The sequence below is a fragment of the Kitasatospora sp. NPDC057500 genome (assembly GCF_042802195.1).
Lineage (GTDB): Bacteria > Actinomycetota > Actinomycetes > Streptomycetales > Streptomycetaceae > Kitasatospora.
In genome coordinates this window covers 1-11,097 of sequence record NZ_JBHVER010000237.1, presented here as the reverse complement: position 1 = coordinate 11,097, position 11,097 = coordinate 1, and the positions used below count along the sequence as shown (strand labels likewise).

The 11,097-nt window shown below is 75.6% G+C and carries 10 protein-coding genes and 1 pseudogene; 8 read left to right on the top strand and 3 right to left on the bottom strand.

Features of this window, described 5'->3' with window-relative positions:
- Positions 1 to 39 precede the first annotated feature (39 nt).
- Positions 40 to 1,203, bottom strand: a complete 1,164-nt coding sequence (gene dapC, locus ACFU74_RS32460) for a succinyldiaminopimelate transaminase (RefSeq protein WP_380763333.1) — start codon at positions 1,201 to 1,203, stop codon at positions 40 to 42.
- A gap of 20 nt (positions 1,204 to 1,223) precedes the next feature.
- Complete coding sequence (gene fdxA, locus ACFU74_RS32455) at positions 1,224 to 1,550, bottom strand: ferredoxin (RefSeq protein ID WP_030061559.1); 327 nt, start codon at positions 1,548 to 1,550, stop codon at positions 1,224 to 1,226.
- Between the two features lie 172 nt (positions 1,551 to 1,722).
- On the opposite strand from fdxA, the gene ACFU74_RS32450 reads away from it, so the two are divergent.
- The 4 genes from ACFU74_RS32450 to ACFU74_RS32435 all read left to right on the top strand — a co-directional run bounded on the left by ACFU74_RS32450 (position 1,723) and on the right by ACFU74_RS32435 (position 5,857).
- The gene (locus tag ACFU74_RS32450; RefSeq protein WP_380763331.1) at positions 1,723 to 2,727 is read left to right on the top strand and encodes a GNAT family N-acetyltransferase; all 1,005 of its coding nucleotides are present in this window, start codon (positions 1,723 to 1,725) and stop codon (positions 2,725 to 2,727) included.
- A 62-nt stretch (positions 2,728 to 2,789) separates the two neighbouring features.
- Positions 2,790 to 3,671 carry a transglutaminase family protein gene (locus ACFU74_RS32445; protein ID WP_380763329.1) on the top strand — a complete coding sequence of 294 codons (882 nt, stop codon included), beginning with the start codon at positions 2,790 to 2,792 and terminating at the stop codon, positions 3,669 to 3,671.
- A gap of 271 nt (positions 3,672 to 3,942) precedes the next feature.
- On the top strand, positions 3,943 to 4,890 hold the full coding sequence (locus tag ACFU74_RS32440) for a MerR family transcriptional regulator (RefSeq protein ID WP_380763327.1): 948 nt from the start codon (positions 3,943 to 3,945) through the stop codon (positions 4,888 to 4,890).
- 106 nt (positions 4,891 to 4,996) lie between these two features.
- Entirely contained in the window at positions 4,997 to 5,857 is an 861-nt protein-coding gene (locus tag ACFU74_RS32435; protein WP_380763325.1) for a GNAT family N-acetyltransferase, read from the top strand.
- 356 nt (positions 5,858 to 6,213) lie between these two features.
- On the opposite strand, the gene ACFU74_RS32430 is transcribed toward ACFU74_RS32435, so the two are convergent.
- Positions 6,214 to 8,367, bottom strand: a complete 2,154-nt coding sequence (locus ACFU74_RS32430) for a prolyl oligopeptidase family serine peptidase (RefSeq protein WP_380763323.1) — start codon at positions 8,365 to 8,367, stop codon at positions 6,214 to 6,216.
- A 226-nt stretch (positions 8,368 to 8,593) separates the two neighbouring features.
- Here ACFU74_RS32430 and ACFU74_RS32425 point away from each other — a divergent pair, with 226 nt between their 5' ends.
- From ACFU74_RS32425 to ACFU74_RS32410, 4 genes and pseudogenes are all read left to right on the top strand, one after another.
- Positions 8,594 to 8,788: a DUF2304 family protein gene (locus tag ACFU74_RS32425; protein ID WP_344344199.1), complete on the top strand. Its 195-nt coding sequence runs from the start codon at positions 8,594 to 8,596 to the stop codon at positions 8,786 to 8,788.
- A gap of 51 nt (positions 8,789 to 8,839) precedes the next feature.
- A complete protein-coding gene (mshB, locus tag ACFU74_RS32420; protein ID WP_380763321.1) occupies positions 8,840 to 9,766 on the top strand; it encodes an N-acetyl-1-D-myo-inositol-2-amino-2-deoxy-alpha-D-glucopyranoside deacetylase in 927 nt (308 codons plus the stop codon).
- The gene (locus tag ACFU74_RS32415; protein WP_380763319.1) at positions 9,763 to 10,224 is read left to right on the top strand and encodes a DUF6113 family protein; all 462 of its coding nucleotides are present in this window, start codon (positions 9,763 to 9,765) and stop codon (positions 10,222 to 10,224) included. The genes mshB and ACFU74_RS32415 overlap by 4 nt, the downstream gene beginning before the upstream one ends.
- A gap of 237 nt (positions 10,225 to 10,461) precedes the next feature.
- Positions 10,462 to 11,097, top strand: a pseudogene (locus tag ACFU74_RS32410) (hypothetical protein); the annotation flags it as partial.

Here is an 11,097-nt window from a genome sequence, read left to right as displayed (position 1 = left end):
CGGTCTCCCCGGACGCCGGCCCCTCGTGCGCTCCCGCGGCTACCGCGCGGCAGCCGCCGCGTGGAGCCGCTCCGCGGCCGCCGCGACCCGCTCGTCGGTCGCGGTGAACGCGACCCGCACGAAGCGGTCGCCCGCCGGACCGTAGAAGTCGCCGGGCGCCACCAGGATGCCCAGCTCCGCGAGTCCGGCCACCGTCTCCCAGCACGGCCGGTCCTGGGTCGCCCACAGGTAGAGGCTGGCCTCGGAGTGCTCGATCCGGAAGCCGTACGCCTCCAGGGCCGCCCGCAGCACCGCGCGCCGGGCCGCGTACCGCTCCCGCTGCTCGGCGACGTGCGCGTCGTCCGCGAGCGCGGCGGCCGTCGCCGCCTGCACCGGGGCCGGCACGATCATGCCGCCGTGCTTGCGCACCTCCAGCAGCTCCTTGACCACCACCGGGTCGCCCGCCACGAAGGACGCGCGGTAGCCGGCCAGGTTGGAGCGCTTGGACAGCGAGTGCACCGCGAGCAGGCCCTCGTGTCCGCCGTCGCCGCACACCCCGGGGTGCAGCACGGAGACCGGCTCGGCCTCCCAGCCCAGCTCCAGGTAGCACTCGTCGCTGACCAGCAGCGCCCGGTGCTCGCGCGCCCACGCCACCGCGCGGCGCAGCTCGTCCGCGCCGAGCACCCGGCCGGTCGGGTTGGACGGCGAGTTGACCCAGACCAGGCGCACCCGGGAGCCGTCCAGCTCGTCCACCGAGTCGTACTCGACCGGCTCGGCGCCGCACAGCCGCGCGCCCACCTCGTACGTCGGGTAGGCCAGCCGCGGGTAGGCGACCTGGTCGCCGGGGCCGAGGCCCAGCTGGGTCGGCAGCCAGGCGACCAGTTCCTTGGAACCGACGGTCGGCAGGACGGCCTGCGGGCCGATCTCCGCGCCGAGCCTGCGGCGCAGCCAGCCGGCGATCGCCTCGCGCAGCTCCAGCGGTCCCCAGACGGTCGGGTATCCGGGCGTGTCGGTCGCCGCGGCGAGCGCCTTCTGGATCACCTCGGGCACCGGGTCGACCGGGGTTCCGACGGAGAAGTCGCAGAGCCCGCCGGGGTGGGCCAGCGCGGTCGCCTTGTACGGCTCCAGCTTGTCCCAGGGGAACACCGGCAGGAGGTCCGAAACGCGGCGCGCCGCCCCCGGGTGGCCCGGGAACGGCGCGTGCGTGCTGTTCTTGGTACTCACAGCTCAGTTGCCACCAGTCGTCAGTGGTCGGCGTTCTGCGGCGGCAGAGCGGCGATGAACGGGTGGTCGCGCTCGATCAGGCCGAGCTTCGAGGCACCGCCGGGCGAGCCGAGGTCGTCGAAGAACTCGACGTTCGCCTTGTAGTAGTCCTTCCACTCCTCCGGCGTGTCGTCCTCGTAGAAGATCGCCTCGACCGGGCATACCGGCTCGCAAGCGCCACAGTCGACACACTCATCCGGGTGGATGTAGAGCGATCGCTCGCCCTCGTAGATGCAGTCAACCGGGCACTCTTCGATGCACGCCTTGTCCTTGACGTCGACACAAGGCTGCGCGATGACGTAGGTCACGCTGTCGTTCCTCCTCGGAAGGGCTCGGCGGCCCATTCTGTTTTCTCGCGTGCGCGGGTGAGCGCGGCGTCGTCGATGCCCGCCCCTAGTATCGCGGGTCGGAGACCGCAAATGCACAGGAGGTGCCCAGATGGCCGCCGAAGGGCCGGTTCAGGACCGTCCGGAGGTCCGGATGGATCGCTCCGACGTGGGCCGCAGGGTCAGCGTCCGGCGGCTCTCCGGGTTCGACGGCGACAACCGGCCGGTGTTCCGCGATGTGATCGGCGTGCTCGCATCCTGGGACGACGGCGGGCTGACGGTGGTGCCGAGGGCCGGCGGGCCGGTCTCCTTCGACGAGCGGCTGCTGGTCGCGGGCAAGCCCGTGCCGCTCTTCCCGGCCCGGCGCGCCCCGCTGCCGCCGACCGGGCCGGCCGAACTCCAGCGGATCGCCGCACGCGGCTGGCCCGCCGTCGAGCAGGAGCCGCTGGGCGACTGGACGCTGCGCGCCTCGGCCGGGTTCACCCGGCGGGCCAACTCCGTCCAGGCGCTCGGCGACCCCGGCCTGCCCATCGACGAGGCGCTCACCACCGCGCGCGAGTGGTACGCGGCGCGCGGGCTGCCCGCCTGGGTGGAGGTCACCACCCCCGGCACACCGGAGGCGCTGCGCGCCGAGCTGGACCGGCTGGGCGCGGCGTACGCGCCGACCCTGGTCCGGGTGGCCGAACTCGCGCCGCTGACCAGGCTCGGGGACCGGGCCGGCCGGGACCGGGTGCGGCTGGCCCGGACCGCCCCGGCCGACTGGATGTCGCTGTACCGGCGGGTGACCGGCGACCCGGCGGTGGAGGAGGCCGCCCGCGCGGTGCTCCACGGCGGCCCCTCGGTCTGGTTCGCGACCGTCCACGACACCCACGGCTGCCGGACCGAGGGCGACGGCACCCCGCCCGTGCTCGCCATCGGACGCTGCGTCGTCGACGGCCCCTGGGCCTGCTTCAGCGCCGTCGAGGTGGCGCCGCGGGCCCGCCGCCGCGGCCTGGCCACGGCGGTGATGGCGGTGCTGGCCGCCCGGGCCGCCGAGGAGGGCGCGGCCGGCGGCTACCTCCAGGTCGAGGCGGACAACGCCGGGGCGATCGCGCTCTATGACGGGTTGGGCTTCACGACCAGTCACACTTACCACTACGCGCTGCTGCCCCAGGGGTAGGGCGCCGCCCTGGAACCGTCCACCCCGGAACCGCCCGTCCTACGAAAGCCGCCGCCACCGCCGTGACCGAGCAGAGCAGAGCACGCTTCCGGACCGAGGCCCGGGCCGAGCACCCCGATCCGGTGCTGCTGTGCCTGCTCGCGGCCGCCGAGCACACCCACGCCCCCGACCCCGACGACCCGGACGACCTCCAGGGCCCGCCCTCCGTCGACGCCCTGCTCGCCGCCTGCTCGGCGGCCCTGGAGCGGCACGCCGCCGCCGTCCGGCTCGCCGTCGCCGAGCGGGCCCCGGCCGGGCCGGAGGAGACCGCGGCGCTGCTGGCCGCCGTCCTCGGCGGGCGCGAGCGGTTCCACGGGCGGCAGTCCGACTACCGTCGGCTGGAGTCCTCGCTGCTGCCCGACGTGCTGCGGCGCCGGCGCGGGCTGCCGATCATGCTCGCGCTGGTCTGGTCCGCCGTCGCCCGGCGGGCCGGGCTCACCGTGCACGGCGTCGCCCTGCCCGGCCACTTCATCGTCGCGGTCGGCGGGCCCGCCGACGGCGAGGACTTCGTCCTGGCGGACCCGTTCCACGGCGGCCGGCTGCTCGACCTCGACGACGTGGAGCGGCTGGTGCGCGCCGGCGGGCACGAGTTCACGCCCGAGCTGCTCACTCCCGCGCAGCCGCTGGACATCGTGCTGCGGGTGCTCGGCAACATCCGGGCCTGGGCCGCCGACCGCCCCGAGCACGCCCGCACCCAGCTGTGGGCCACCGAACTCGCCCTGCTGCTCCCCCGCCACCCCGCCCAGCTCCGCCTCGAACGCGCCGAGCTGCTGGTGCGCACCGGCGACTTCCTCGGCGGCGCGCGGGAGATGGACGAGTACGCCGGAATCCTGGACGCCTTCGACCCGGACGCCGCCGCCAAGGTCCGCCAGGAGGCCCGGGCCGCCCGCCACCGGCTGAACTAGGCCCTCTCTTTCGGATCACGTCGGATCAGTGGGCGTCGTTGGAGGGCGTGCATCGGCGGTGCGGAGGAGGGAGTCCATGCGGTGGGGGCACCTCCCGGCCGCCAGGCTGGGGGCCATCGGCGACCGACGACAAGCCGGCGAGGTGCGTGCTCCGGCGGCGACCGCCTGGCGTGACCCGAAAGAGAGGGCCTAGGCCCCCCTCCGACCGGCCCGCACGGCGTGCCGGTTCGCGCTTGAGTCTCCCCCGGGGGGAGACGCCAAGCTGGGGGCCATGCGGGACGACGAGCTCAACGGCACCCTGTACTCCATCGGCGAACTGGCCCGGCGCACCGGGCTGACGGTCAAGGCCGTCCGGTTCTACGCCGACGCCGGACTCGTCCCGCCCACCACCCGTACGCCGGCCGGCTACCGCCGCTTCGACGTGCACGCCCTGGCCCGGCTCGACCTGGTCCGCACCCTGCGGGAGCTCGGACTGGACCTGGCCACCGTGCGGCGGGTGCTGGACCGTTCCGCGCCGCTGCGCGAGGTGGCCGCCGCGCACGCCGACGCGCTGGACGTGCAGATCCGCACGCTCCGGCTGCGCCGGACGGTGCTGCGGGCGATCGCCGAACGCGGCTCCACGACCGAGGGGATAAGACGCATGCACCAGCTGGCCAAGCTGTCCGACGCCGAACGCCGTCGCCTGATCCACGACTTCATCGACGCCGTATTCGGCGGCCTGGACGCCAATCCGGAGTTCGTCGCGATGATGCGCTCCGCCATGCCGGGGCTGCCGGACGAGCCGACCGCCGAACAGATCGACGCCTGGGTCGAGTTGGGCGAGCTCGTACAGGACGAGGACTTCCGCGCCGCGGTCCGCCGGATGGCCGCCCACCAGGCGGCCGAGCGGGCGGCCGGCGACGACACCGGTCTGCACATCGCGCTCTCCGGGACCGTCCGCGACACCGTGACCGCCGCCGTCGCCGACGGCGTGGCCCCCGACTCCCCGGCCGCCGGCCCCGTCCTGGACTCCCTCACCGCCGCCTACGCCACCACCTTCGGCCGGCCCGACGACGCCGCCCTGCGGGCCTGGATCCTCGACCGCGTCGAGACCGCCAACGACGCCCGCGCCGAGCGCTACTGGCACCTCCTGGCGACCGTCAACGGCTGGCCGGTCCCGGAGAGCCTGCGCGGCGTGTTCGCCTGGTTCACCACCGCCCTGCGGGCCTCGCTGGAGTAGGAAGTCGGACCGGCCGACTTCCTACTCCGCGGGGCCATAACCCGGTTGCGCTCGTCCGGCTTTCGGGATGGCATGCGGGGAACGACGGAGAGGGAGGCGGCCGGGGATGGGCGTGGAGTGGCGGGAGGTGCTCCCGGACAGTGGGCCGGGGGCGGTCCTGGCGGTGGTGCGGCGGTGCCTCGCGGTGGACGGCGGGCTGCCGGTGGCGGGGGAGCCCTCCTTCGTCGACGGGCGGTACGGCGGACCGGGGGCCGTCCGGATCGGGGCCTACGAGCAGGGGCGGCTGGTGGCCTGCGGGGCGGCCCGGCCCGCCGTCGACCGGTGGTCGCTGGTGGGCGCGGTGGATCCGGACTTCCGGGGGCGGGGGCTCGGCGGGGAGCTGCTGGACCGGCTGATGACGGCGGCCGGGAGCGTCGTCCAGGTGGAGACGGAGGCGCTCACGCCGGCCGCCGAGGAGCTGTTCCACTCGCGCGGGCTGCGGCAGGTGTTCGCGGAGGACGTGTTCCGGCTGGGGCCCGGGGCGCCGCTGGAGCAGGTCGCCCTGCCGGACGGGGTGCGGGTGGCGGAGTGGGGCGAGGAGACCCGAGGGGCGTTCTACACGGCGTACGGCACGTCGTTCGCGGACCGGCCCGGGTTCCCCGGTCTGACGCTGGAGCAGTGGGTGGACTGGCTGGTCGAGGACGACTTCCGGCCCACCGCCTCGCTGGTGGCGCGGGACGCCGACGGCACGCCGGTCGGATTCGTGGTGTGCGCCGAGGGGTTCCTGGTCCAGCTCGGGACCGCGCCCGGGTGGCGGCGGCGCGGGCTCGGGCGGGCGCTCGCGGCGGCGGCGCTGGCGCGGCTGCGGGCGGCCGGGGACGCGGAGGTGTTCCTGGACGTGAACGTGGACAACCCGGCCTCGGCGGCGCTGTTCCGGGGCCTGGGGTTCACCGGGGCCGGCCGGCGGGCGCGGTTCGCCCGTCCGTAGGCGCCCCGCCGGGACCGCCGGCCTCGGTGAAGGCCGCGCACGGGATCAGGGAGAGGAGCAGGACGACGAGCACCGCCACGACAGGCTTCGGCATGCCCGTCATGCTGCCCTCGCCCCGGATCGGCGGCGCCGCGCCGGGGCGCGCGGGGCGGAGAGTTCCTCCGCCCGGACCAGCCCCCGGACCGGCCTGTCGGAGGCGGGCACTACCGTGTCGCCCACGTCGAGGCCGGACGGACCGACCCCTTGCGGGGTGCGCGCGGCCAAGGGGGAGCGGGATGGGTGTGCCCCGGCACCGCTCGTCCGCGGGCCCGGGTTCCCTGATCCGGCCCCGCTCCCCCTCCGCCGCGCGCCTCGGCTCAGATCCCGAGCGACTTCTTCACGAAGTCGACCTGGAGCAGCAGCAGGTTCTCCGCGACCTCCTCCTGCGGCGTCATGTGGGTGACGCCGGAGAGCGGCAGCACGGTGTGCGGGCGCCCGGCGGCGAGCAGCGCCGAGGAGAGCCGCAGGGTGTGCGCGGCCACCACGTTGTCGTCGGCGAGCCCGTGGATGATCATCAGCGGGCGCTCCAGGCCGGCCGCGTAGCCGGTCAGCGAGTTGCCGTCGTACACCTCGGGCACCTCGGCCGGGTGGCCCAGGTAGCGCTCGGTGTAGTGGGTGTCGTACAGCCGCCAGTCGGTGACCGGCGCGCCCGCGACCGCCGCGTGGAAGACGTCCGGGCGGCGCAGCACGGCGAGCGCCGCCAGGTAGCCGCCGTACGACCAGCCGCGGATGGCGACCCGGCCGAGGTCGAGCGGGAACTCCTCGGCGAGCGCCGCCAGCGCGTCCGCCTGGTCGTCCAGGGTGGCCCCGGCGAAGTCGTGGTGGATCGACTTCTCCCAGGCCGGCCCGCGCCCGGGGGTGCCCCGGCCGTCGGCGACGACGACCGCGAAGCCCTGGTCGGCGAACCACTGCGAGTTGAGGTGCGGGTTGTGGGCCTGGACGACGCGCTGGCCGTGCGGGCCGCCGTACGGGTCCATCAGGACGGGCAGCAGGCCGTCCCGCTCGCGGTCGTAGCCGGTGGGCAGGAAGACCGCGGCGGGGATCCGCCGCTCGCCGGCGAAGCGGAACACCGGGCGGGCGGTGATCACCGGGGTCTCGGCGTGCGAGGCGATGACGGCGATGTCGTCCACCACCACGCCCTCCGGCAGGTCCCGGGCGACCTGCACCAGGGTGCCGGGCAGGTCGGGCTCGGCGGTGGCCCGCACGGTGACGCCGGCCGCGTGCACGGCGGTGGTGACGGAGGTGAACGGGCGGCCGTTGGCGGACTCCCAGGAGAGCCGCTTGCCGTCGTGGCTGATCCGGCCGACGGCGACCCAGCCGGGCTCCGGGTCGGTCTCGGCGGCGCCGCCGGAGGCGGTGAAGAAGACCTCGTCGGCGGTGACCGCGAGCACCGAGCGCAGGTGCAGGTCCGGCCCGGTGACGGTGTGGTCGCCGACCACCAGCGACCGCGCCCCGGACTCGTCCGAGATCCGCACCAGGCTGCCGTCCGGCGTCCAGGCCGGGACGCCCCGGAACAGCTCCAGCCAGACGTCGTCGCGCTCCTCGTGCAGCACCTCGGTGGCGCCGGTGGCGACGTCCAGGCCGAGGGTGCGCTGGACGCGCTGGTCGCGGGACTGGACGAGCAGCAGCGGCACGCCGCCCTTCGACCAGTGCACCCGGGCCAGGTAGGGGAAGGCCGCGCGGTCCCAGTCCACCTCGGTGCGGGTGCCGTCCAGGCCGAGCACCCAGAGGCCGACCTCGGCGTCGGCGGTGCCGGCGGCCGGGTAGGCGACCTCGGCGGGCTCGCGGTCCGGGTTGGCCGGGTCGGCGATCCACCAGCGGTGGACCGGGGTGTCGTCGGCCCGCTCGACGAGCAGCCGGTCGCCCTCCGGGGACCACCAGTAGCCGCGGTCGCGGTCCATCTCCTCCTGGGCGATGAACTCGGCCTGGCCCCACGTCACGTTCGGCCCGTCGGGCCGGACGAGGGCGCGGTCACCGGTGCCGTCGACACGGGTGAGCCGCAGTTCGCCCGAGGTGGTGGCATAGGCGACGTGGACGCCGTCCGGGGAGGGGCGCGGGTCGAGCAGCGGGCCCTCGGCGGGCAGCTCGGTGGCGGTGCCGGCGACCAGGTCGGCGACGAACAGCCGGCCGGAGAGGGCGAAGGCGGCGAGCCGGCCGGCGCCGTCCAGGGCGTAGCCGACGATGCCGGCCGAGCCCTCGCGGCTGCGCTCGCGGCGGGCCTTCTCGGCCGGGGAGAGGTCCTCCTCGCCGCCGCCGAGCAGCACGGCCGGGTCGGCGGCGATCCGCTCCTCGCCGGTGGCGGTGTCGAGGGTCCAGAGCAGGTTGGCGCGGTCGCTGCCGGAGAGCGAGCGCAGGAAGACGACCCGGGAGCCGTCGGGTGCGACGGAGAACGACCGGGGGGCGCCGACGGTGTAGCGCAGGGTGCGCGCGTACTGCCGCGGGAAGGTGTCCGCTGAGGTGTGGGTGGTCATGGCACCAGACCCTACGACCCGGGGTCGGCCCTTGGTGATCACTCGTTCGGAGCATCGGCCGCAAGTACGCCCGGATGGGGTCCGCACCCCCTCCGACCGGCCCATGCGCCCCACGGGTGCCACCGTGCCCCGGGGCATGCGGACTCACCCAGCGTCATGACAGCCTCACTCTTCGGGTATGACTGGTGCACGTGTGATCGCCAGGCCCCGAGGAGTGTGAGCCACCATGGCCCTGTCCATCTCCGCCGCCATGCTGATGCTGGTCATCGTGGTGGTGCTGATCCGCCGCTCCGGCCTGAAGCTCGCGCACGCCATCGTCTGCGCGCTGCTCGGCTTCTACCTGGCGTCCAGCTCCATCGCCCCGTCGATCAGCCAGGTCACCAGCAACCTCGCCGGGATGATCAACGGCCTGCGGCTCTGACCCGCCGCACGCGGTCACCGGGCCGGCGCGCCGGTCGTTAGGCTTCCTCCCATGACCTCGACCACCGGCCGCCGCCTGCTCCTGGTGCACGCGCACCCCGACGACGAGTCGATCAACAACGGCGCCACGATGGCCCGGTACGCCGCCGAGGGCGCCCACGTCACCCTGGTGACCTGCACCCTCGGCGAGGGCGGCGAGGTGATCCCGCCGGAGCTGGCCCACCTGACGGCGGATCGGGACGACACCCTCGGCGCGTACCGGATCGGCGAGCTGACGGAGGCGATGGCGGCGCTCGGCGTCACCGACGTCCGCTTCCTCGGCGGCCCGGGCCGCTACCGCGACTCCGGGATGATGGGCGTGCCCGACAACGACGTGCCCGGCTGCTTCTGGCGGGCCGACGTGGACGAGGCGGCGGGCCGGCTGGTGGCGGTGGTCCGCGAGGTGCGCCCGCAGGTCCTGGTCACCTACGACGAGCAGGGCGGCTACGGGCACCCCGACCACATCCAGGCGCACCGGGTCGCGATGCGCGCCCACGAGCTGGCCGCCGACCCGGCGTACCGGCCCGAGCTGGGCCCGGCCTGGCGGATCGCCAAGGTGTACTGGAACCGGGTGCCCCGGTCGGTGCTCGGGCGGGCCCTCGCCGAGACCGCCGCCGAGGCGCCGTTCCCGGGCGTCGCCGAGCCCGCGGACGTGCCCGGGGTGGTGGACGACGAGGTGGTCACCACCGCCCTGGACGGCAGCGCGTACGCCGGCCGCAAGGCCGCCGCGATGGCCGCGCACGCCACCCAGATCACCGTGGCCCCCGGCGGCGCGTTCTTCGCGCTCTCCAACCACCTGGGCCAGCCGCTGCTCACCACCGAGTACTACCAGCTGGTGCACGGCCAGGCCGGGCCGCGACTGCCGGAGGACGACCTGTTCGCCGGCCTCGACCCCACTGCGGCGCCCGGCGCCGCGACCTCCGAGGAGCGTGCCCGATGACCCCGCCCGCCTCCGCGCGGCCCGCGCGCCGCTCGATCCCGGCGGCCGTCCTCGGCACCCGCGACGAACGGCTGAAGGAGTCCCAGCCCCCGCGCGCCGCAAGGATCGCGGTCTACGTCCTGCTCTTCCCGCTGGGCTTCGCGGTGTCGGTGTGCGGAGCGTTCGTGCAGGCCCTGTGGCCGCCGGTGGGGGTGCTGCTGGCGCTCGCCGCCACCGCCGCGACCTTCTACGGCGGCCTGCGGGTGACCGGCACCCGGATCGGCGCGGCCGTCCCGGCGGCCGGCTGGTTCCTGGCGCTGCTGCTGGTGATGGTCCCCCGCCCGGAGGGCGACAACGTGCTCTGGACCAACGCCACCTCGCTCGCCTGGCTGTTCGCCGGATCGATCCTGGGCGTGATCTGCGCCACCCTGCCGACCCGGGCCGGCTGGTTCCCCGGAGTGGCGGGCCCACCGCGCTGACCCGGGCGGGCAGCCGCGTACGGTGGCCGGTACGACGGGCAGTCAGCACCGCCCGGTCGTACTCTCATACCGGAGGAACCGGACGTATCGGGATCTCTCCGAACCGGTTCACCGGCCGGTTCTTCCCAGTATGGTGGTGCCGCAGAACGCCGTACCCGACGCCGCCCGCCAGGCCCGGCGCCGACGAACCGCGGTCGCGCCGCACGGCCCGGCCCGCGAACCCGGAGCAGAGCAGCATTGAGCAGCCGCGAATCTGACAACGCCCACCCGACGCCTCGGCGCACGGGCCCGGACGCCTACCCGTCGGGCACCCCGCCCTACGGCACGCCGGGCTTCCCGGGCGGCGACCGCACGGGCGGCGCAGGCGCCGCCAAGGGCTCGGCTCCGGAGGGCGCGGACGAGGGCCCGAAGACCGAGACCACCGTCACCACCCGGGTCCGGATCAACATCCCCGGCTCGCGCCCGATCCCGCCGGTGGTGGTCCGCAGCGCCGTCAAGAACGAGGACGGCGGCGGCGAGGACGCTCCGGCGCCCCCCGCCGAGCCGGCCGGCCCCCGGCACCGCTCCGCCGCGCCCGCCTCCCCGGTGCTCGGCGTGATGGACGGCGGCGGGCGCGGCACCGGCACCCCGCCGAACCTGCCGCCGGAGTGGCAGATCCCGCCGGCCACCTCCGAGGCCGAGTCGACCGGCGCGTGGTTCCGCCCCCGGCAGAAGAAGGCCCCGGCCGCCGAGGGCGCCGCCCCGGTGCCCGCCGCCGCCCCGGCCGCGTCCGCCGGACCCGCCGCCGCGCCCGCCGCCCCGGCCGCGGACGCACGGCGCCGCCCCGCAGTCTCGGCCCCGCCCCCGACCCTGGCGACAAGGCAGAACACGAGC